The 20,053-nt window shown below is 60.0% G+C and carries 19 protein-coding genes; 3 read left to right on the top strand and 16 right to left on the bottom strand.

The genetic code is table 11. From position 1 onward, the window contains the following. The 8 genes from AC3WRD_RS06760 to AC3WRD_RS06725 all read right to left on the bottom strand — a co-directional run bounded on the left by AC3WRD_RS06760 (position 1) and on the right by AC3WRD_RS06725 (position 7,411). Positions 1-714: an HAD family hydrolase gene (locus AC3WRD_RS06760; protein WP_102619546.1), complete on the bottom strand. Its 714-nt coding sequence runs from the start codon at positions 712-714 to the stop codon at positions 1-3. Further along, entirely contained in the window at positions 711-1,661 is a 951-nt protein-coding gene (locus tag AC3WRD_RS06755; protein WP_102619545.1) for an HpcH/HpaI aldolase/citrate lyase family protein, read from the bottom strand. The genes AC3WRD_RS06760 and AC3WRD_RS06755 overlap by 4 nt, the downstream gene beginning before the upstream one ends. Beyond that, positions 1,661-2,755, bottom strand: a complete 1,095-nt coding sequence (locus AC3WRD_RS06750) for a cysteine protease StiP family protein (RefSeq protein WP_102619544.1) — start codon at positions 2,753-2,755, stop codon at positions 1,661-1,663. Before AC3WRD_RS06750 ends, AC3WRD_RS06755 begins: the two co-directional genes overlap by 1 nt. Beyond that, positions 2,748-3,506 carry an HAD family hydrolase gene (locus tag AC3WRD_RS06745; RefSeq protein ID WP_102619543.1) on the bottom strand — a complete coding sequence of 253 codons (759 nt, stop codon included), beginning with the start codon at positions 3,504-3,506 and terminating at the stop codon, positions 2,748-2,750. The genes AC3WRD_RS06750 and AC3WRD_RS06745 overlap by 8 nt, the downstream gene beginning before the upstream one ends. After that, positions 3,496-4,623 (bottom strand): phosphoribosyltransferase domain-containing protein, encoded by a 1,128-nt coding sequence (locus tag AC3WRD_RS06740; protein ID WP_102619542.1) that lies wholly within the window; start codon positions 4,621-4,623, stop codon positions 3,496-3,498. Before AC3WRD_RS06740 ends, AC3WRD_RS06745 begins: the two co-directional genes overlap by 11 nt. A gap of 71 nt (positions 4,624-4,694) precedes the next feature. After that, positions 4,695-5,828, bottom strand: coding sequence for a trypsin-like peptidase domain-containing protein (locus tag AC3WRD_RS06735; RefSeq protein ID WP_102619541.1), 1,134 nt, complete (start codon positions 5,826-5,828; stop codon positions 4,695-4,697). An 85-nt stretch (positions 5,829-5,913) separates the two neighbouring features. Then, on the bottom strand, positions 5,914-6,909 hold the full coding sequence (locus AC3WRD_RS06730; RefSeq protein WP_102619540.1) for an ATP-grasp domain-containing protein: 996 nt from the start codon (positions 6,907-6,909) through the stop codon (positions 5,914-5,916). A 319-nt stretch (positions 6,910-7,228) separates the two neighbouring features. Beyond that, positions 7,229-7,411 carry a hypothetical protein gene (locus AC3WRD_RS06725; protein ID WP_096819275.1) on the bottom strand — a complete coding sequence of 61 codons (183 nt, stop codon included), beginning with the start codon at positions 7,409-7,411 and terminating at the stop codon, positions 7,229-7,231. 403 nt (positions 7,412-7,814) lie between these two features. On the opposite strand from AC3WRD_RS06725, the gene AC3WRD_RS06720 reads away from it, so the two are divergent. Beyond that, on the top strand, positions 7,815-9,443 hold the full coding sequence (locus tag AC3WRD_RS06720) for a glucan biosynthesis protein D (RefSeq protein WP_102619539.1): 1,629 nt from the start codon (positions 7,815-7,817) through the stop codon (positions 9,441-9,443). Positions 9,444-9,455: 12 nt separating this feature from the next. On the opposite strand, the gene AC3WRD_RS06715 is transcribed toward AC3WRD_RS06720, so the two are convergent. The 4 genes from AC3WRD_RS06715 to AC3WRD_RS06700 form a co-directional block, all read right to left on the bottom strand. Continuing rightward, a complete protein-coding gene (locus AC3WRD_RS06715) occupies positions 9,456-9,989 on the bottom strand; it encodes a GNAT family N-acetyltransferase (RefSeq protein WP_102619538.1) in 534 nt (177 codons plus the stop codon). 91 nt (positions 9,990-10,080) lie between these two features. Continuing rightward, positions 10,081-11,187: an NADH:flavin oxidoreductase/NADH oxidase gene (locus tag AC3WRD_RS06710; protein WP_102619537.1), complete on the bottom strand. Its 1,107-nt coding sequence runs from the start codon at positions 11,185-11,187 to the stop codon at positions 10,081-10,083. 231 nt (positions 11,188-11,418) lie between these two features. Further along, the gene (gene recJ / locus AC3WRD_RS06705) at positions 11,419-13,128 is read right to left on the bottom strand and encodes a single-stranded-DNA-specific exonuclease RecJ (protein ID WP_102619536.1); all 1,710 of its coding nucleotides are present in this window, start codon (positions 13,126-13,128) and stop codon (positions 11,419-11,421) included. 54 nt (positions 13,129-13,182) lie between these two features. Next, on the bottom strand, positions 13,183-13,725 hold the full coding sequence (locus tag AC3WRD_RS06700) for a YaeQ family protein (RefSeq protein ID WP_096819266.1): 543 nt from the start codon (positions 13,723-13,725) through the stop codon (positions 13,183-13,185). 146 nt (positions 13,726-13,871) lie between these two features. Between AC3WRD_RS06700 and AC3WRD_RS06695 the strand changes: the two genes are divergently transcribed. Both AC3WRD_RS06695 and AC3WRD_RS06690 read left to right on the top strand, forming a co-directional pair. Then, positions 13,872-15,071, top strand: coding sequence for a CaiB/BaiF CoA transferase family protein (locus AC3WRD_RS06695; protein ID WP_102619535.1), 1,200 nt, complete (start codon positions 13,872-13,874; stop codon positions 15,069-15,071). Beyond that, positions 14,998-15,978 (top strand): TIGR02285 family protein, encoded by a 981-nt coding sequence (locus AC3WRD_RS06690; protein WP_173861389.1) that lies wholly within the window; start codon positions 14,998-15,000, stop codon positions 15,976-15,978. The genes AC3WRD_RS06695 and AC3WRD_RS06690 overlap by 74 nt, the downstream gene beginning before the upstream one ends. Before the next feature lie 173 nt (positions 15,979-16,151). Here the strand turns inward: AC3WRD_RS06690 and AC3WRD_RS06685 are convergent, their stop codons facing one another. The 4 genes from AC3WRD_RS06685 to thrC all read right to left on the bottom strand — a co-directional run bounded on the left by AC3WRD_RS06685 (position 16,152) and on the right by thrC (position 20,026). Beyond that, the gene (locus AC3WRD_RS06685) at positions 16,152-16,433 is read right to left on the bottom strand and encodes a DUF3509 domain-containing protein (protein WP_085729753.1); all 282 of its coding nucleotides are present in this window, start codon (positions 16,431-16,433) and stop codon (positions 16,152-16,154) included. A 164-nt stretch (positions 16,434-16,597) separates the two neighbouring features. Further along, positions 16,598-17,005 carry a response regulator gene (locus tag AC3WRD_RS06680; protein ID WP_102619533.1) on the bottom strand — a complete coding sequence of 136 codons (408 nt, stop codon included), beginning with the start codon at positions 17,003-17,005 and terminating at the stop codon, positions 16,598-16,600. A gap of 118 nt (positions 17,006-17,123) precedes the next feature. Further along, positions 17,124-18,497 carry a transporter substrate-binding domain-containing protein gene (locus tag AC3WRD_RS06675; RefSeq protein WP_102619532.1) on the bottom strand — a complete coding sequence of 458 codons (1,374 nt, stop codon included), beginning with the start codon at positions 18,495-18,497 and terminating at the stop codon, positions 17,124-17,126. Positions 18,498-18,616: 119 nt separating this feature from the next. Further along, positions 18,617-20,026 (bottom strand): threonine synthase, encoded by a 1,410-nt coding sequence (thrC, locus tag AC3WRD_RS06670; protein WP_096819256.1) that lies wholly within the window; start codon positions 20,024-20,026, stop codon positions 18,617-18,619. Between the last annotated feature and the right edge of the window lie 27 nt (positions 20,027-20,053).

Genomic DNA, 20,053 nt, shown 5'->3' with positions numbered 1-20,053 from the left:
TTACGCTCCTTGTTGATCGTCAGTGTTCACGTCGCGATCAGGTCTGATCGCGCTTTTTGCTGTCCGCAGACGTCCACGACGCCATGCCGGATGAAAGTGTCGCCAGTGCGCGTCTTGCGCCGCAGCGAGCAATTCGTGATCGCCACGGGTATCGCCCCAGGCTTTGAGGCGGTATTCAGTCAGCGGCCCATAGACCGCCTCCAGCCGCAGCACCTTGTTCTCGCAGCGGCAGTTGTTGCCGGATATACGTCCGGTCAACTTGCCGTCGATCACTTCAAGTTCGGTGCCGATCAGCTTGATACCCAAGCGATCCGCGAAGGGTTGCAGCACCAGCGCAGGCGACGCCGAGCACAGGGTCACCTGCGAACCGGCGGCGATCTCGCTGGCAATCGCCATCAAGCCTGTCGGGCGCATCAGCCGGGTCCAGAAAGCTGCGCAGTACTTCGCTGCCTGCTGGCTCACCCACTCCGCGTCCACGCCGCTGAGAAAGCGGCTGATCAACTGCGCCTTGAGTTCGTCGCGGCTCATGCGTCGGGCGAGGAATCGAATACTCGGCAGCGCGAGTGTCAGCACACGCCGGGCGAACTCACGTTTGCCGAAGGCAAACTTCAAGAACGGTACAAAACTGTCATGGCGGGTCAGTGTGCCGTCGAAGTCAAAGACGCAGAGCACCTTTTTCCCCGGCTGGTCAGGGCCGGTATTTGCCTGAATCATCGAATGGCCTCGGCTAGTCGAATGGGTGCTTCACCGTGGGCGGCATCGGTTTGGCGCACGCCATGCCATTCGGCGCGTTCAAGAATCTTCATCGCCCATTGGTAATGGGTCGCCGGTTCACACATCACATCGTTGTGCTTGAACACGGCCGGGGCCACGTCGCTGACGATCAACTTCGCACTGTTCAGGTCTTCGAGGCTGACTCGCAGCGCATCCTGAATGATGCTGATCTGGCTCGGGTGAATCGCGGTCTTGCCCACCAGACCGTGGGCGATGTCCAGTTCCAGCTCTTCACACAGCAGATTCGGCGTGGCGAGTTGTTCGAACACCGGCGCGGTCAGTGCAAAACCTTGCGACCCCATCACCCCGGCCAACATCGGAATCACGTAACCCATCGGCGTGTTGTACAGCGTGGTCGCCGGGTTACGCCGCAAGCCGAGGCTGCCCATCAGATCATTACCGCCAATACGCAGGGCGATGATCCGGTGATTCAGATTGGCCTTGAGCGCCTGGCCCAACTCGAGCATCGCCACCGGACTGAACACCTCGACAGTTTCCAGAGTCGGCATCAGGAACAGCTCAGGACTGGTCACCGCCCGCTCCCAGGCGTCGAGGTTGCGCAGCGTCAGTTTCGGCACAACGAAGCCGTCGACGTGCTTCATCAACGGCCAGTCATTGAGTACCGCCGCCATCGCCGAATCACGCGGACGCACGAACAGCACCGGCCCCTCGGCAGGCCGCCCGCCGCGCTCATCTATTGCCGACAACAGGCAATGCAAGTTGCTCAACGCGGTGCTGACATCGATCTCGGCAACCGCGTCTTCGAGGCATACCACCAGCGAACGCAGTTCCGGCAGCTTGGTGGCGAACACCACATCCAGCAGATCGGCGCGCGTGGCCGGCATGTACAGCGTGGCACCCAAGGCGTAAGGAGAAAGCTTCTTCATCAGCTCACGCTCCGAATGATGGTCACGGCTCGGTACGGGCCGAGTGCGGCGCCGACTTCTTCGACGCAAACGCCAGCGCCTTCGGTGAGGTGCATCAGTAATTGCACATCACTGTCGTTGCGATCTCGCACCAGCACATGATCCGGCACCCGGCGTAGCACCGCGCGAGTGGCCTCGGCGATGCCCGGTTTGACCCGGTTCAGATTGCTGATATCGAAACGTGCAGCCAGCGACTCCACGACTTGCGTGGCGGCGGCTTGCAGCTTGGCACGCGTGTTGGCCGTCCACGGCACCGCAGCAGGCACCGGGCCCAGGGTTTTGCGCTGCTGCTCGATGTGCTCGATGAACTCGCGCGTCACATCGTGTTCAGTCAGGTGGTCGTAGACCACGCAGCCATGCAGCCCGCCATCAGCCGGCCAGATCGAACGCGACACCAGACCCGAGACGGTCGCGCCAAGGATGCCCGACGGAATCACCCAGTCTTCCGCCGAGGCCGCCAGCCAGGCTCGCCCGCAAGGGTCGGCCAGCACCACCAGACGCGGCTCCTCAGGGAATCGAGCATCGCCTTTGAGGCTGCGCTGAATTTCACCGGAGATCGCACCTTTGCCAGTCCAGCCGTCGACGAACACGATGTTTTGCGCGCCGTGGGCCTGAATGATCGCCTCAAGACCGATGAGGTCTATGCCGCGATCCCGCACGATGCTGATGCCGTAATGATGTGTCTCGCGGCCCATGTCGATCAGCGCCCGACGCAGCAGCACACCCAGCGGCAACCCGGCGCGGACAAACGACACCAGAACAATCGATGGGCCTGTGCAAGCGCCATTCAACGCCAGCGCCAGTGCCTGAACGTCGCTGGCCATGCGCACGCCATTCTGCGCGAGCGCTCTCTCGTACAGCGCTTTGTGCACAGGTGTCGGCGCGCTCTCGAAGCTGATCATCTCCGAGTAGTGCTTCTGCTGCGTCTGAATCAGCCGCTCTTTCTCTACGACGTCGGTCACCTCCATCTGCACCGGCTGGAGCAGGAAGTGCACGTCGTCCTGCAAATAGCTGCCGCTACCAACAGTCTTGAGGTCAGCGATGGACTCAGTCATTGAGCGCATGCCCCACAAACCTCGCCAGTTGGCTGCCGGACGGGGTTGCCCACAGGTGGCAGGCATCCATGAAACCGAGGTCGGTAATGCTGTCGCCGAAGCCCAGCACGGGTCGTTCACCGTTGACTTCACGGTCACGGCGCAACAGTTCCTCAACGGCCACGCGCTTCGACAGACCGGCGGGCAAAAAGGCCAGATTGTTGCTGTTGCCGTGGACGTGCATTCCCTCCAGCAAGCCGCGCGCCTGGACTTCAGCCAGCACGGTTTGCAGGACTTCGTCGTTGGATTCGTTGTGCTTGGTCACCACGTAGTGGCGCAGGTTTTCTTCTTCAACTACCCAGCCGCGCAGCGAAATGCCCAGCGCCTTGCCAATGGCCAGGGTCGCAGCGCTCAGATCGGGGAGCCGGTGTTGAAAGTCTGCCAGGACGACAGTCATGTGCGCCTGCCATTGCTCATCGATCTTGCCGTCGGCGCCGAGAATCACCCCGCCGTGCGAGCACACGGCGCCCTTGTCGAAAGGCAGTTTGACTCGGCTGAAAGCTTCGACACTGCGCGCAGTCACAGGCACGACGTCGGTCGAGGACAACAGCCACTCCACCAGAGTTTTCTGCACCGGGTTCATGTACCCGTTCGGTTGGCCTTCAATGTCAAAGGTCGCAGGATGGCGTGGCGTGCCTTCAGGCATTTTGCGCGCGGTCTGGAACAGCGTGTCATCAAGGTCGACCAAGGCCAGCGGACGATTACTGAGCATCGACAATCACCTCGGCGTTCAGGGCGGCAACCAGTTCGGCAGATACCGCCTGCGTCGGCGTTTCCGAGCAGATCAGCACGCGATCAAACTCCCCCGGGCGCACGTTGTAGAGAAAGTTCGGAATGCCCAGACCGTAATTGTCCGAGAACGACAATGCGTGACCGATGGCATGGCCCAGCGCGATCGGCGAACGGCTGGTCGAGCTGAAGTGCACGTCGGCACCGGCACGCTCCAGACGTTCGGCGAGCAGGAACGGACGCCAGACAAACTCGCTGGTGCCGACCACCAGCACTCGCTCGCCAGCCTTGATTTGCAGATCGGGGGCCAAGGTGTCTTCGACCTTGCGCACACCGAGCCGGCCCCAGTCGTTGTGTGCCGACAACGGCCACTCACCGGCGGCGACGGTGCCGACGGCCGGCATCTCCGGCAGCGGCGCTTCGAGGTCTTGATGGAAATCGTAGGAGCCTTGCAGTAACGAGACTTGATGAGCGGACTCGCCAATGGTGTTGCGCACCGCGTTGCTCGACCAGTCGGTCAGCACGCAGGTCACGACACGTTCGACCTGGGTCAGGCCCGAGTCGACCAAGGCGCGGTGCAAATTGATGAAGGTCTTGCCGGTGGAGGCTTCATCGTCTACCAGCACCAGCGAGCGCGCATTCAACATCATTTCGCGCACATCGGGATCGACCGGCAAGTGGATCAAATGGGCACTGGCGTGGCTGTGTTCTTCTTCGAAACGAGTGAACAGTTCGGTGCCGGTCGGGTGCCGTGTGCTGACCATGTACACCGTGTCAGGCCGGGTCGCGCTGAACGCGCGGTGCACGCCAGCACCGAGGCCAACGGCGGTCTCGGCCATGCCGATCACCAGCACCGGGCCGGGCAGATCCGCAGGGATCTGCGCCGCGAGGCTTGCGAAACTGCTATTCATTGCCGAGGGGCGTACCGGGATATGGCGGCCAAGCACTTTGGACACGAACAGGAACGCACGCTTGGGGTTACGGCGCTCGGCAAAGCCGAACAAAGCGTTCGGAGCGATGAGTGAATCATCTACTTTGACATCGAGTCGCCCGCGCATCAGTTGCGCACTGAGCGTTTGTGTAGCTGCGTTACTTTCCATGAGCAAAAATTCCTAAATGGCGCTGGGGTATTAACCGCGCGCCGGTACCAAATGTTTCAAATCAAGAGAAGTCAGAAATTTCGCGCTTCGACACGCCACATTGAAGCCTGGGCTTCACGCGCCAGTTCCGCTGTTGTGAAAGATTTGCCGACAGGGATCTTGCTGGCCTCGACGCGACAAGCGTCAAGGAATGAGAGGAGCAATGGCGCCTTGACCGCAAAATTCATGTTTTGCGCATCCGGCAGAGTTGAGGTCACCAGACCGACCACCGCACCCGAGGAGTCAAAAAGAGGGCTGCCACTGGAACCGGGCTGAATCGGGGCAGTAAACTGCAGCAGGCTCGAATCATTGTGCAGGCCAAACAGACCCGACACACCACCCTGCGTCACTTGCACGCCGCCGCCAGCGAACCCCGCAAGCGGGAATCCCAACGCCACAACGTTGTCGCCGAGGTCGCAGCCAAAACCTTCCTTGAACGCCACCGGTTTCAGCGGTGGGCAATCCAGCACTCGCAACAAAACGATGTCGTTGCGCCGATCGACCACAACGGGTTCGACACGGTAACGTCCTTCGAAGGAGGAGATATGAATTTCCTGCATGTCCTCGATGACGTGAGCACAGGTCAGGATGTGATTTCTCGAAACGGCAAAACCGGTGCCGGTCGCACTGCCGCGTCCGGATTCGGAAGGACTTGAGCGTCCCTTGGGATGGGCATCGTTGATATCGAGGCCGATTCGCCGGCCAAAAGCCGCCAGGCCATAAGCTGAACCTTCAGCCAGAGCCCGGAACTTCCATTGCTGATTGCGCGTGTAAAACTCGCCGATGATGATCGCCGATTCGCCGTTATCACGCAGATCGAGACTGTAATCGAGCTGGCCATCAACCTGAAAACGCAGGGTCTTCAGATCACTGACCGGACCAGCAGCAGAGAAGGTATAGACGATGATCAGCACACGATCGCTGCCTGACGGCAGTTCTGCCAGGTTCATCGCACAGCCGACCTTTTCCTGATCACCTTTCCACTCCATCCAGCCATGGGAGGTCTGGAACAGGGCGGGATCACCTGTCGGGCGGCGTTTCTCGTCAACCGGCAATATAGCGACTGCTGCATAGTCCCCGAAAGCCGAGGACTTACCGCATTCAAGAGTCCATTCACTCTGTGCGCTCGATATTACGGCATTTGCGCCAGGCGCCAGCACCATCATTCCCTGATCTCTCCTTGACTGCTAACGACCAGCTGCTTCACATGCAGCGCGGCAAATTGTAGCAAAAATAGATGTCGCTTTAATATCAGGATGCCACAGCCGCCACGGTCACGCCCTTGACCCGGACGTTCGCCCTCCAGACGGTCGCAGGCTCCGGCAAGCCCAACCGTCGAGCCGCGAAAATGCCCGGCAGATTGGTCCCGGTCGCCCGGGTGTAACCGATGCCACCCGAGTATCGCGGGTTGATTTCCAGCAAATGCGGCTGGCCATCAGCGTCGTCGCGGGTCTGCACATTGACGATTCCGTCACAACCGAAATGCTCGGCAGCCTTGAGTGCCAACTCGACAGCCGGGCCCTCACGCTCGAAGGTCTGATGTACACCCGCCTTTCGACGACTGACGAACGCAACCGGACGGCCAGCTTCGCAGACCATGTCCACCGAACATTCGCTGCCGGCCATGTACGGCATCATCAGCATCGGTGCCGGAGCTTCGGCTTCACAGTAAGCACGCATATAAGTTTCAAAATTGGCTTCACGCGCATCCGGGTTGGCAAAACAGCGGAACGGATCGGTATCCGCCTTGAATCGCCAGAAACCCTGGCCATAAATACCGACCGCAGGCTTGACGCACACTTCGCCACTGGCGGAGAGGGTTTTGTAAGCAGCGAACATTTCTTCGGCATTCAATGCTGTGATCGCCGGGACACAAGCCAGGCCGACACGCTCTGCTTCGGCGGTGAATCGGCTCTTGTCGTCGACCATGTCGAAGGTCGCCATCGACGTACCGCCAGTCACCAATTCAAGACCCGCCTGTTCAAAGCGCGCCCGTTCGATCTCGAAAACATTACCGACGCGTCCAGCCAGAATCAGTTTGATGTTGTGCGCTACTGCAGTGGCGATGACCCAGTCGATACGCTCTTCATTGCCACCTGGCTCCGTAAAACTGACGTCGGCAAGCGACGTGATTTCAGGGCGATCCTGACGATGAGAGGCGAAGATTTTTACATCCGCCGGAAGTGCCTCGCGCGCGCCGATGATGACGTCACGCTGACTCGATTGCCCTTCTAGAAACCAGATCATTTGATACTCGCTGATTGATGCGCCCGCGCAATAGTAACTGGATGAATATCAACTGATGGCAGATTTGGGTCATCGGGCCGCAAAGTCGGCGCGCGAAGGCCTTGGGAAGTAGATTTGTTTTCGAGTTTTTACATGGGGGGTTGAATCAATTCGGGAGTTCACTCTTGATATTCTGCTGGCGAGCCAAACGGAGCGTCCACCAGCAATACATTTCCGCATGTGAAAATTACCGGGCTTCCCCGCCGGGGCAATGCTCACCTGGCCGAAAAACACACAAAAAAGGGGCAGACTCAACGCCTGCCCCTTATGCATTACACCCTCAAAACCGTGAAACGCTGTGCATCGCATCCACCAGATAGCGCATCGCAATCCGGTCACTTTCCGACAGTTCTCGGTAGCGCTCGACCAATTTGCGCTCTTCAGAGTTGAGCCGCTTCCTGCGTCTGCCTCCCAGGCACGGAAAGATTCCCAACATTTCGGTAATGCATTGCACCTTTGCCATGGACGATGTCCTTTTCCATTACTTCAGAATTTTTTTGAAACCGCCTCGCCCTGCTCCTGCAAGCAGCGATTTGAGCCCTGCCGGTCGGGTGGGTCGAGACCGGCCATACCCATAGAATAGAAATTAAATCGGCGCTGAAAAGCTGTTTTTAGAGTAATTAGTCGAAATAAGCAGTTATGCCCTGTAAATCAGAAAAGGCTGTGGGATAAGTAACCGTAACGTCTTGTTTCATTGAGAGGCTGTCGCCGTGCTATCAATGAATTTTGCAAAATCAGCGAACGGATTAAGCTAGCGGGCATCTGTTACTAGTCCGTAGCGTTTGGCCGAAGGCTTGTCCGAACCGTAATTTCTGATCCAGTACGTGCCAGGAACGGCGCGGGATTGTCCACGACAGGTTGTATCTATGCACCGCAGGAATTTGCTCAAAGCGTCCATGGCCATTGCGGCTTACACCGGCCTTTCCGCCTCCGGCCTGTTTGCCGCACGCGCCTGGGCCGCCTCTGGCGGTGCCGCCGACGGTGAAGCCCAGGCCTTCGACTTTGAAACGCTGAAGCGCCAGGCCAAGCAATTGGCCGGCAATGCCTATCAGGACACCAAACAGGTGCTGCCGCCGACACTGGCGACCATGACCCCGCAGAACTTCAACGCGATCCGCTACGACGGCGAGCATTCGCTGTGGAAGGAGAACAAGGGCCAGCTCGATGTGCAGTTTTTCCACGTCGGCATGGGTTTCCGCCAGCCGGTGCGCATGTACAGCGTCGATCCCAAGACCCGCACGGCCCGCGAGGTGCATTTCCGCCCTCAGCTGTTCAACTATGAAAACACCTCGGTCGACACCCAGCAGCTCAAGGGCGATCTGGGTTTTGCCGGCTTCAAGCTGTTCAAGGCGCCGGAGCTGGATCGGCATGACGTGGTGTCGTTCCTCGGCGCCAGCTACTTCCGCGCGGTGGATGCCACTGGCCAATATGGCCTCTCTGCCCGTGGCCTGGCCATCGACACCTACGCCAAGAAACGCGAAGAATTCCCCGACTTCACCAAGTTCTGGTTCGAGACCCCGGATCAGAACGCGACCCGCTTCGTGGTCTACGCCTTGCTCGACTCGCCGAGCGCGACCGGTGCCTATCGCTTCGACATCGATTGCCAGGCCGAGCGCGTGGTGATGGAAGTCGATGCCCACGTCAACGCCCGCACCGCCATCGAACAATTGGGCATCGCACCGATGACCAGCATGTTCAGTTGTGGCACCCACGAGCGCCGGATGTGCGACACCATCCATCCGCAAATCCATGACTCGGATCGTCTGGCCATGTGGCGTGGCAACGGCGAGTGGATCTGCCGTCCGTTGAACAACCCGGCGACCCTGCAATTCAACGCCTTCGCCGACACCGATCCGAAAGGTTTCGGCCTGGTACAGACCGACCACGAATTCGCCAACTACCAGGACACCGTCGACTGGTACAGCAAGCGCCCGAGCCTGTGGGTAGAGCCTACAACTGCATGGGGCGAAGGCTCTATCGATCTGCTGGAAATCCCTACGACAGGTGAAACCCTCGACAACATCGTTGCGTTCTGGACGCCGAAAAAACCGGTGGCCGCCGGCGATTCGCTGAACTACGGCTACAAGCTCTACTGGAGCGCTCTGCCGCCGGTCGGCACGCCGCTGGCACGGGTGCATGCGACCCGTTCCGGCATGGGTGGATTCGTCGAAGGCTGGGCACCAGGCGAGCATTACCCGCCAGTCTGGGCCCGTCGTTTCGCCGTGGACTTCACCGGTGGCGGTCTGGATCGCCTGCCGCAGGGCACCGGGATCGAACCGGTGGTCACCTGCTCCAACGGCAAGGTGCAGGACTTCAGCGTGCTGGTGCTGGATGACATCAAGGGTTACCGGATCCTGTTCGACTGGTACCCGACCAATGACAGCGTTGAGCCGGTGGAACTGCGTCTGTTCATCCGCACCAACGACCGCACGCTGAGCGAGACCTGGTTGTACCAGTACTTCCCGCCGGCGCCGGACAAGCGCAAGTACCCTTGATGGCTTGAGCCGTCAGGCCAACGGGCAGTACAAGTGGATATCGTGGGGTTCCAGATCAAACAGTTCGGGATCCGGTTGTTCCAGCAACCGGCAACCCTGGCGCTGGTAGAACTCCACGGTATTGCGCGACTCGGTCGCCGAGACGTACAACGCCTCGGCGCCGATCTCCCGGCCATGGGCGCAGGCCAGGGCAAACAATCGCCCGCCCAGCCCCTGCCCACGCCAGGCGCGGCTGATGTGCAGGAACTTCAACTGCCGCATCTTCAGGCCCTGATTGTGAATAACCCGGTTATCCACAACCACTGCCGCCACCAGTGTCTCGCCATCGAAAAGTCCGTGTAGCCACCCGCCGCTGCGCCAGCACTTCTCCAATACCCGCGCATTCTCCTCCGCCTCCCCTTCGGGCCAGCCGCGCATGTCGAAACGCGCCGGATACAGAATCAGCTCACCGTTCTCTACGCGATAGCACTCCTCGACCAACTCACTGCGGTCGATCAGCGCCAGCAGCGGCAAGTCGAGTTCGGTCAGCTCTCGTTCGATCAACATTGCGGTCCATTCCTTTGCAATTCCAAACGGCAGGCAAGAAAAAACCCGCCGGTTCAATGGCGGGTTTTATAGGCTTTGCGACAGGTCGGAATCAATCCCGCAGATCAGACTCGTGAATCGGCTGATCCCGATGGGTCGCACGCTGATATTGCGCCGGCCACACTGCTTTGCGCCCGCCCAGGTCGTCGTCCGCATGCAGCGGCCAGTACGGATCACGCAGCAACTCACGGGCGAGGAAGATGATGTCGGCCTGACAGGTCCGCAGGATGTGCTCGGCTTGCGCAGGCTCGGTAATCATGCCCACGGTGCCGGTAGCGATGCCTGATTCCTTGCGCACCCTTTCCGCGAAGCGGGTCTGATAACCCGGTCCCACCGGAATCTCCGCGTTCGCTGCGGTGCCACCCGACGATACGTCGATAAGATCCGCACCGAGGGTTTTCAGGCGTCGCGCCAGCTCCACGGTTTCATCGGGGTTCCAGCCGTCCTCGACCCAATCGGTGGCCGACAGACGGACGAACACCGGCAGTTCTTCCGGCCAGACGGCACGTACCGCCTCGGTCACTTGCAGCACCAGACGAATGCGGTTATCGAACGAACCGCCATACTGATCGCGACGCTGGTTGCTGAGCGGCGAGAGGAACTGGTGCAACAGATAACCATGCGCCGCATGCACCTCGACCACGCTGAAACCGGCTGCGAGCGCACGCTTGGCTGCGGCCACGAAATCCTGGATGACCTGGGCGATCTGCCCTTCATCAAGCTGTTTGGGTTGGGTATGTTGCGGGTCAAAGGCAATCGGTGAGGGCCCGACCGGGGTCCAGCCGCCGTCATCCGGTTTGACGCTGCCATGCTTGCCGATCCACGGCCGATGGGTGCTGGCCTTGCGTCCGGCGTGGGCCAGTTGAATGCCGGCCACTGCCCCCTGCGCGTTGATGAAACGGGTGATGCGTTGCAGCGGTGCGATCTGTTCGTCGTTCCACAGGCCCAGGTCTTCGGCGGTGATCCGCCCGTCGGCCGTGATCGCCGTGGCTTCGGTAAATACCAGGCCCGCGCCCCCCACTGCACGGCTGCCGAGATGCACCAGATGCCAGTCGTTGGCCAGGCCATCGACACTTGAGTACTGGCACATTGGCGATACGGCGATGCGGTTGGGCAGGGTCAGTTGGCGAAGGGTAAAGGGTTCAAGCAGCAGACTCATGGGGCACCTCTCAAATCAGTGGGCAGGCTCCAGGGTTCTGTTTGAAAAGTCGACGAGTGACAGGAAAAAGGTGCAGCACCCGCCCCCGCGGGCAAAAAATTCGACAAGACGTCACAAGGCCAATCAAGCAGTGCTTAGAGCCTAGTCGACATCCGGGGATGAGGGAGGGTTCAGAAATGAAACAGCACAATTGAAAACGCCTGCGCCCCTTCAGAAAGGGGCGCAAAGCCCTTAGCGCGGTTCGATGTGAGCAATCATCAGTTGCACGTTTTCATTGCCGCGAAACTCGTTGAGATCGAGCTTGTAGGCCAGCTCGACCCATTTGATTGTCGGGTTCGGCCAGATATCGCGGTCAATGCCAAACGCGATGCCATCCAGTTTCACCGAACCGCATTCGCTCTTCAGCACCACTTTCAGGTGCCGCTCGCCGACCACCCGCTGCTCGACCAACTGGAACACGCCATGAAACAGCGGCTCCGGGAAATGCTGGCCCCAAGGCCCGGCATGACGCAGGGCACGAGCCAGTTCCAGATGAAACTCTTCAACAGCCAGGGTGCCGTCCGACAGCAGGCGCCCGGTCAGATCTTCTTCGCGAAGCTGCCTGCGCACTTCGGCGTCGAATGCCTCGGCGAACAACGGAAAATTCTCCTGCGGTAAGGTCAGGCCAGCTGCCATCGCGTGGCCACCGTACTTGCTGATCAGGTCCGGATGCTGCGCTGCCACCACGCTCAACGCATCGCGAATATGAAAGCCCTGGACCGAGCGCCCCGAGCCCTTGAGCAAACCGTCGCCAGCATCGGCGAAGGCGATGGTCGGGCGGAAATAACGCTCTTTCATCCGCGAGGCCAGAATGCCGATGACACCCTGGTGCCATTCCGGATCGAACAGGCAAAGGCCGAACGGCATAGACTCGACCGGCAAGTCCTTGAGCTGTGCCAGCGCTTCACGCTGCATGCCTTGCTCGATGGATTTGCGATCCTGGTTCATGCCGTCCAGTTGCGCGGCCATTTCCCGGGCCAGTTCCCCATTCTGGGTCAGCAGGCACTCAATCCCGAGGCTCATGTCATCCAGACGCCCCGCCGCGTTCAGGCGCGGGCCGACGATGAAACCAAGATCGGTAGAGGTAATGCGCGAAGCCTCGCGCTTGGCCACTTCAAGGATCGCCTTGATCCCCGGCCGCGCACGTCCGGCGCGAATCCGCTCCAGCCCCTGGTGCACCAGAATCCGGTTGTTGGCATCCAGCGGCACCACGTCGGCGACGCTGCCCAGCGCCACCAGATCCAGCAGTTCGCCGATGTTCGGTTGTGGCTTGCTCTCGTACCAGCCGAGGCTGCGCAGGCGTGCACGCAGTGCCATCAACACGTAGAAAATCACCCCGACCCCGGCCAGCGCCTTGCTCGGGAACTCGCAGCCGGGCTGGTTCGGATTGACCAGTGCATCGGCTTGCGGCAGTTCGTCGCCGGGCAAGTGGTGGTCGGTGATCAACACCTTCAGGCCGTGACGTTTCGCTGCAGCAACGCCTTCGACGCTGGAAATACCGTTGTCGACGGTGATCAACAGTTGCGGCTCGCGGGTCATCGCGACTTCGACGATTTCCGGGGTCAGGCCGTAGCCGTATTCAAAGCGGTTCGGCACCAGATAATCGACATGCGCTGCGCCCAACAGGCGCAAACCGAGCACGCCCACGGTGCTGGCCGTCGCGCCGTCGGCGTCGAAGTCGCCGACGATCAGGATCCGCTGACGCTGCTCCAGCGCCGTCACCAGCAGGTCTACCGCCGCATCAATCCCTTTGAGCTGCTGGAACGGAATCAGCCGCGCCAGGCTCTTGTCCAGCTCCGCCTCGGACTGCACGCCCCGCGCCGCGTACAGGCGGGTCAGCAACGGTGGCAGATCACCGAGAAACGGCAGAGTGGCGGGCAACGGGCGAGGATCGATACGCATGGGGTGACAGGAGCTTCTCTTGGGTACGTGGGATTTTTCGGGAGCGCTGCGGACTTAGCCGCGCTCGCCTTGCAGCCAGCTGAGCTGAACTTCGTGCTGACCACGGTCGTCGGTGACGAAGATCGTGCCTTCGCTGATCATCACGTCCCACTTGATGACGCGGGGCATGTCCTTGGCCAGGGTTTCCAGCACTTCCTGCGGGACAGCAGCGATGTTGACGTTCTTCAGGTTCTTGATCGCCGGGATCACCTTGCCTTCCCAGACGCGCAGGCTGCCGTAGGCCAGCAGGCTGGTGCGCTCGGTGCGACGGGAGCACCAGGTCAGGCGATCCGCATCCGGCTGGCCGACTTCGATCCAGTGCAGGACGCGATCATCCAGGCTCTTTTCCCACAGCGCAGGTTCATCCACGTCCGACAGACCACGACCGAACGACAGGTGCTCGTTGTACCAGAGCGCGTAGGCCAGCAGGCGCACGGTCATGCGTTCTTCGGTTTCCGAAGGGTGGCGGGCGATGGTCTGCTTCACGTTCTCGTAGACGCTGCGGTCGAGATCGGTGAGGTTCAGTTCGAATTTGTAGGTGGTGGACGGCTGGGCCATGAACGGGCTTCTTGATACGAGGAAAGTCGGCAAGTCTAACCGATGCTGTAGGCAATCCACGAATTGATGGCGATCAACCTTGCGCGACTGACAGCCGGCTATGTTAAAACGCTGTATCCGTTCAGCCTTGTCCTACAGGATCTCGCATGCCGTTCGCCAACAAACCGCTCAGCGGTCTGAAAGTCATCGAATTGGGTACATTGATTGCCGGGCCGTTTGCCTCGCGCATTTGCGGCGAGTTCGGTGCCGAAGTGATCAAGATCGAATCGCCGGACGGCGGTGATCCGCTGCGCAAGTGGCGCAAGCTGTATGAAGGTACTTCGTTGTGGTGGTTCGTCCAGGCACGCAACAAAAAGTCCCTGACGCTGAACCTGAAACACCCCGACGGTCTGGCGATCCTGAAAAAACTGCTGGGTGAAGCCGATATCCTGATCGAGAACTTCCGCCCAGGCGTCCTGGAAAAACTCGGCCTGAGCTGGGAAACCCTGCACGCGCTGAACCCGAAACTGGTGATGGTGCGCCTTTCAGGCTTCGGCCAGACAGGGCCGATGAAGGATCAGCCAGGTTTCGGTGCGGTCGGCGAATCCATGGGCGGCCTGCGCTACATCACCGGTTTCGAAGACCGCCCGCCGGTGCGTACCGGAATTTCCATCGGCGATTCGATTGCCGCCCTGTGGGGTGTGATCGGCGCGTTGATGGCCCTGCGTCATCGCGAGGTCAACGGCGGGCTTGGCCAGGTCGTTGATGTGGCGCTCTACGAAGCGATCTTCGCCATGATGGAAAGCATGGTGCCGGAGTTCGATGTGTTCGGGTTCATTCGTGAACGCACCGGTAACATCATGCCGGGCATCACACCGTCGTCGATCCACACCAGCGCCGACGGCAAACATGTGCAGATCGGCGCCAACGGCGATGCGATCTTCAAGCGTTTCATGCTGATCATCGGCCGTGAAGATCTGGCCAATGACCCGGCGCTGGCCAGCAATGACGGGCGCGACACCCGCCGTGACGAGTTGTACGGGGTGATCGATCGTTGGGTCAATTCGCTGCCGCTGCAAACCGTGCTGGACCTGCTGAACCAGGCCGAAGTCCCGGCCAGCCGGATCTTCAGCGCCGAAGACATGTTCAACGATCCGCAGTACCTGGCCCGGAAAATGTTCCTGCAAGCCAAACTGCCGGACGGCAAACCCTTCAAGATGCCGGGCATCGTGCCGAAACTCTCTGATACACCCGGCACGTCCGAATGGGTCGGACCGCAGCTCGGTGAACACAATGCGCAGGTACTCCACGATCTTGGCTACGACGAGAAGCAGATCGCCCGGCTGCGCGAAGACGGAGCCATCTGAGCTGAAGCGCCGACCGGCCTCAGCCTCCAACCGCGCCCACCACTGGTGGACGTGGCGGCTGTTCGGCCTGCTTTTTCTGCTGATGCTTCCGGCCTGGGCGCAGGCGAAGCCGACGCTGATCTGGCTGCTGCGCGACCTGCCGCCGCTGACCATTTTCGAAGGCCCGAAAAAGGGCCAGGGCGTCATCGATCAACTGATGCCGATGCTGATTGCCGGCATGCCGCAATACGAACACACCTTGATGCGGGTCAACCGCGCCCGCGGCATCCAGATGCTCCATGAACACCCGTTCGCCTGTGATCCTTCGCTGATCTGGAACAAGGAGCGCGCGCAATGGATCGCGTTCTCCATCCCGGCATTTCGAGCGGTCAGCAATGGCCTGGTGGTGCGTCAGAAAGATCGCGAAGTGCTGGCGCCGTTCATTTCCGACGGTGAAGTCGATCTGTCCGCATTCCTGGCCAACAGCGACAGAAAAGTCGGCGTGGTGGCCGAGCGCAGTTATGGCGAATACATCGACGGCCTGCTCCGACAGGCACCGGGCGGCGCGCTGACACCGCATTACGGGAATGACGCGTTAAGCAGTCTGCTGTCGATGCAACGGCTCGGGCGATTGCAGGTGGTGCTGGGTTACTGGCCGGAAATCCGTTATCAGGCGCGTCAGGCACAGATCGCTGAAGACGAGCTGGAGTTTTTCCCCATTCGCGGGTCAGGCAAGTACATTTCGGGCCACGTCGGCTGCACCGACACTACTCAGGGCCGGCAGGCGATCAGTGAAATCGATCAACTGTTGCGTACCCTGCCCCACGAACATCTCGACCAGCTCTACGCCGACTGGCTGGACCCTGAAAGGCGTCAGGACTATCTGGAGCAGGCGCGGATCTTCTTCCAGCAGCAGGCCACGCAGTAAATCCCGGACAAAAGAAACCCCGAGAAGTGGGGAGACGACTCGGGGTTAAACGTGGTCTTTATCAAAGACCCGTAGCAGCAAGCGACAAGCACCGGAGCACAATGCTTGATCCTGCTGCTATGGGGTCTGACTGACCCGGGTGCAGGAAGGTTCCCACAAAACACAAATCAGTTTCAGAGACCCGGGTGCTTGTCGCGGGCAGCGTTGCGCAACGCTGCAATCACACACGGCTCCAGCCGACCTTCGGCGATCAGGATGTCGCGATGCAAGCCATCGACCACATCCGTCAGTTGGCGCTTGTCGCTCAATTGCGCCCGATTGAATTCGCGTTCCACCATGATGGCACCACTGCCGTTCTTCAGTGTCACCAGGCATTCACCCTGCAGACCGCGAGGGGTCAGCGTCACCTGATACGGGCTCAGAGCCTCACCGAGCAATAGACTGATACTTTCCATCTCGATCTCCACTCAATAGTCCGAAAACACAGTGCCTGGGGCGTGTCCACAGTAAATGACCACCGGCCCGAGAAGAAAGTTCTGCATGTCGGCGGCCTCTCCCGGAGCGTCACCTGCCTGACGGAGCATGCAGGGTGAAGATGACAGAAAAATAACCAATGGCTTCAGACTGTGACCGGACGTCGGGGCGACGACAGATAGCTGTCGAGCAGATTGCGCATCAGCACGGCCGAAACCGGTGTGTGCAGGCGTCCCAGGAGCTTCATCCCTTCATCGCCGAGCAAAGGTTCCAGGTCGGCCTGTACGCTGGGCGCCACCACCCCCAACAGAATCAGCGCCCGCGCCTCTTGCCGGGTCACCAGATGCCTGATCAGCGCCACCCCCTCGCCACCCTTGAGTTGCGGATTGCAGATGGCGATATCGACAGTCCCACGGCGTACCAGCGAACGCTTTGCCGCGCCCAGCGAAGGCGCGGTCAACACGTCATAGATACCGATGGCGTTGAGCATCTGGTGCAACGCCATCAACTGGAACGGGTTGGGTTCGAGAAGCAGGATTTTGAGCGAGCGCATTGGACGACCTCTGGAACGACAATCGCGGTTTCTCGCCGCAGTGGTTTGTCACTCTAGGGCAGTCGTCCTAAGCCTCCCATCAGAAAAGTAGCCACGCTTTATAGGACATTTCCCAACTTCACTGCGGACAACGACACCCGCTCTCGATCCGCCGCTGGGTGATATCCGTCCAGCCACCCAATAAACCGCGCAGTTTTCCATCGACACCGTAAAAAGGCACCGTCCATTGATAGATGTGCCGGGAGCCACTCCTGAACAACAACTGTCGTTTGCTGAAGCGCGTCTTGCGTGTGCGCAGTTGCACCATGAACTCGTCATGCAGCATCAGTGAGGTGGCGGGCGGAAGCGCATCGAATTCATACAGCGTCCGTCCTTGCACTTGCTCGAAACGGACGCCCAGTGCTTCTTCATAGCTGCGGTTGCACATGATCAACCGTCCCTGCAGATCACGCACGAACACGGGGTCGGGCATCGCATCGATCAGTGCATGCTGAAAGGCCAGTTGATCGCCCAAGCCCTTTTCGGCTTCCCGGCGCTGTTTTATCTCGGTAGCAAGCCGACGATTCCAAAACAGCGAAAGCAGGCCCAATACCCCGAGCGCCCCCATCGCCCAGCATCCCCACTTGATCAGCTGCGCCCCGAACGACGGTGCCGGTGCAGGTGAAATACCGTCCAGCCACTTCACGCGCATGGCCCGCAACTCGGCGGCCGAAAAAGCACCGAGGGCCTTGTTGAGAATGCTAAGCAACTCAGGCAGGCCTTTGCGTACCGCCAGATGATCCGCCTCCCACTTGCCCTCGACCAGACCACCGACCTTGAGCAAGCCTGATGGAAACAGCTGCGCACCGATCTCGTTTTCAATCGTGGCGTAAGCCTCGCCACTCTCCACCAGCGCCCGGGCCTCGGCGTAGGTCTTGACCGAACGTATCTCGATCAAAGGGTGATCGCGTCGGATACAGTCCTCCAGCGCATGCCTGGCCGGCAACACCAGGACCCGTTTCTCCAGCTCTTCAAGCGACTGCACCGCCGGCAAACCTGCCCGCCCGACGAACACCCACCCCGCTCCCCCGAAGGCATGGCTGAAATCGAGGAACTGCCTGCGCTCCTCGTTCATGGCCAGTGTCGTACTGATGTCGGCGACGCCGCTTTCCAGTCGTTCCAGCATGTGGTTGGTGGAGAACGATTCCTGATGCACGAACTGCAAACCGGTCATGGCGCTGATGTGCTTGAGCACATCGTTGTTCAAGCCACTCCACTGACCGTGTTCGTCCTGAAACAGATACAACGGATATTGCACCGAGGCGACTGTCACCCTGGGGTTTTCACGAATCCACTGTCGCTCTTGCGCGTCCAGCTCGATGGGCTGGATATTCAACTCCATCCCTTCTGAATGCATCGTCAGATGAGCTGCCTCGGTCAATTGCAGAAACCCCGACAGCCCCAACAAAAACAACCAGCTCAGCGCTGGCCTCAATCCTGAATAAAACCGCATTGCCACATCCTTCGTCATCGACTCGCCCGTCCTTCGTGGGCGAAACCCGAGCAGTGTGGCATGCAAAAACAAGAAAGCCCGTCAGGAGACGGGCTTCAAAATGTGACAGCTTTCAGGGCTTAAAGCGGCTTGCCGCGATTGCCATGCTGGCTGACAAAGGCCTGCACGGCTTTCAGCTCGTTTGCCAAAACTGTGCAGCGCTCTTCTCTCTCAAACAAATCAGAAAGATGTGCAGGTAGTTCGAGAGCTTTTCCTACACCGGCTTTTTCCACGGCATCCGGGAACTTGACCGGATGCGCCGTGCCCAGGATCACCATCGGGATATCCAGGCTGCGACGGCATTCGCGTGCGGCTTTCACACCGATGGCCGTGTGCGGATCGAGCACCTCACCGGTCTGTTCGAAGACTTCGGCGATGGTTTCGCAGGTTTGCGCATCGTCCACGGCCAGCGAGTCGAACAGTTTGCGCGCCTCGGTCCAGCGTTCCTGTTCGACGCTGAAACCGCCGCCCTGCTTGAACGAATCCATCAGACCGGCAATCGCCGCGCCGTTGCGACCGTGCAGGTCGAACAGCAGGCGTTCGAAGTTCGACGAGACCATGATGTCCATCGACGGCGACAGGGTGGCGTGCAGGGTTTCCTTGACGTACTGGTTGCCGCTCATGAAGCGGTGCAGGATGTCGTTGCGGTTGGTGGCGACGATCAACTGGTTGATCGGCAGACCCATGTTGCGCGCCAGGTAACCGGCGAAGATGTCGCCGAAGTTGCCAGTCGGCACCGAGAACGACACCGAACGTGCCGGGCCGCCCAATTGCAGCGCTGCGTGGAAGTAGTAAACGATCTGGGCCATGATCCGCGCCCAGTTGATCGAGTTCACCGCCACCAGACGTGTGCCCTTGAGGAAGCTCTGGTCAGCGAAGCTTGCCTTGACCATTTCCTGGCAGTCGTCGAAGTTGCCTTCGATGGCGATGTTGTGGATGTTCTCACCGAGGATGGTGGTCATCTGCCGACGCTGCACTTCGGACACACGGTTGTGCGGGTGCAGGATGAAGATGTCGACGTTTTCGCAATGCTTGCAGCCTTCGATGGCAGCCGAACCGGTATCACCGGAAGTTGCGCCGACGATCACCACGCGCTCGCCGCGCTTTTCCAGCACGTAGTCGAGCAAACGACCGAGCAGTTGCAGGGCGAAGTCCTTGAACGCCAGGGTCGGGCCGTGGAACAGCTCCAGCACCCATTCGTTGCCGTTCAGCTGACGCAGCGGCGCCACGGCGTTGTGCGAGAACACACCGTAGGTTTCTTCGAGGATCTTTTTGAAATCGGCGTCCGGAATGCTGCCGGTCACGAACGGGCGCATCACCCGGAAGGCCAGCTCGTGATACGGCAGGCCGGCCCAGGAAGCGATTTCTTCCTGGGTGAAACGTGGCAGGTTTTCCGGGACGTACAGACCGCCGTCGGTGGCGAGACCGGCCAGCAGGACGTCTTCGAAATTCAGGGCCGGTGCCTGGCCGCGGGTACTGATGTAACGCATGACTGACTCCAATGGACAGTGTTCGCA

The organism is Pseudomonas sp. FW215-R2, from assembly GCF_058789255.1.
This window is presented reverse-complemented; position numbering and strand designations above follow the sequence as displayed.

Bases quoted from the DNA above. Each gene is read 5' to 3' on its own strand.
- thrC (WP_096819256.1), bottom strand. From the start codon at position 20,026: ATGCGTTACATCAGTACCCGCGGCCAGGCACCGGCCCTGAATTTCGAA.
- AC3WRD_RS06755 (WP_102619545.1), bottom strand. From the start codon at position 1,661: ATGAAGAAGCTTTCTCCTTACGCCTTGGGTGCCACGCTGTACATGCCG.
- AC3WRD_RS06715 (WP_102619538.1), bottom strand. From the start codon at position 9,989: ATGTTGATCGAACGAGAGCTGACCGAACTCGACTTGCCGCTGCTGGCG.
- AC3WRD_RS06725 (WP_096819275.1), bottom strand. From the start codon at position 7,411: ATGGCAAAGGTGCAATGCATTACCGAAATGTTGGGAATCTTTCCGTGC.
- AC3WRD_RS06710 (WP_102619537.1), bottom strand. From the start codon at position 11,187: ATGAGTCTGCTGCTTGAACCCTTTACCCTTCGCCAACTGACCCTGCCC.
- AC3WRD_RS06745 (WP_102619543.1), bottom strand. From the start codon at position 3,506: ATGCTCAGTAATCGTCCGCTGGCCTTGGTCGACCTTGATGACACGCTG.
- recJ (WP_102619536.1), bottom strand. From the start codon at position 13,128: ATGCGTATCGATCCTCGCCCGTTGCCCGCCACTCTGCCGTTTCTCGGT.
- AC3WRD_RS06760 (WP_102619546.1), bottom strand. From the start codon at position 714: ATGATTCAGGCAAATACCGGCCCTGACCAGCCGGGGAAAAAGGTGCTC.
- AC3WRD_RS06690 (WP_173861389.1), top strand. From the start codon at position 14,998: ATGCGCAGGTACTCCACGATCTTGGCTACGACGAGAAGCAGATCGCCC.
- AC3WRD_RS06695 (WP_102619535.1), top strand. From the start codon at position 13,872: ATGCCGTTCGCCAACAAACCGCTCAGCGGTCTGAAAGTCATCGAATTG.
- AC3WRD_RS06700 (WP_096819266.1), bottom strand. From the start codon at position 13,725: ATGGCCCAGCCGTCCACCACCTACAAATTCGAACTGAACCTCACCGAT.
- AC3WRD_RS06685 (WP_085729753.1), bottom strand. From the start codon at position 16,433: ATGGAAAGTATCAGTCTATTGCTCGGTGAGGCTCTGAGCCCGTATCAG.
- AC3WRD_RS06720 (WP_102619539.1), top strand. From the start codon at position 7,815: ATGCACCGCAGGAATTTGCTCAAAGCGTCCATGGCCATTGCGGCTTAC.
- AC3WRD_RS06740 (WP_102619542.1), bottom strand. From the start codon at position 4,623: ATGGAAAGTAACGCAGCTACACAAACGCTCAGTGCGCAACTGATGCGC.
- AC3WRD_RS06675 (WP_102619532.1), bottom strand. From the start codon at position 18,497: ATGCGGTTTTATTCAGGATTGAGGCCAGCGCTGAGCTGGTTGTTTTTG.
- AC3WRD_RS06730 (WP_102619540.1), bottom strand. From the start codon at position 6,909: ATGATCTGGTTTCTAGAAGGGCAATCGAGTCAGCGTGACGTCATCATC.
- AC3WRD_RS06680 (WP_102619533.1), bottom strand. From the start codon at position 17,005: ATGCGCTCGCTCAAAATCCTGCTTCTCGAACCCAACCCGTTCCAGTTG.
- AC3WRD_RS06735 (WP_102619541.1), bottom strand. From the start codon at position 5,828: ATGATGGTGCTGGCGCCTGGCGCAAATGCCGTAATATCGAGCGCACAG.
- AC3WRD_RS06750 (WP_102619544.1), bottom strand. From the start codon at position 2,755: ATGACTGAGTCCATCGCTGACCTCAAGACTGTTGGTAGCGGCAGCTAT.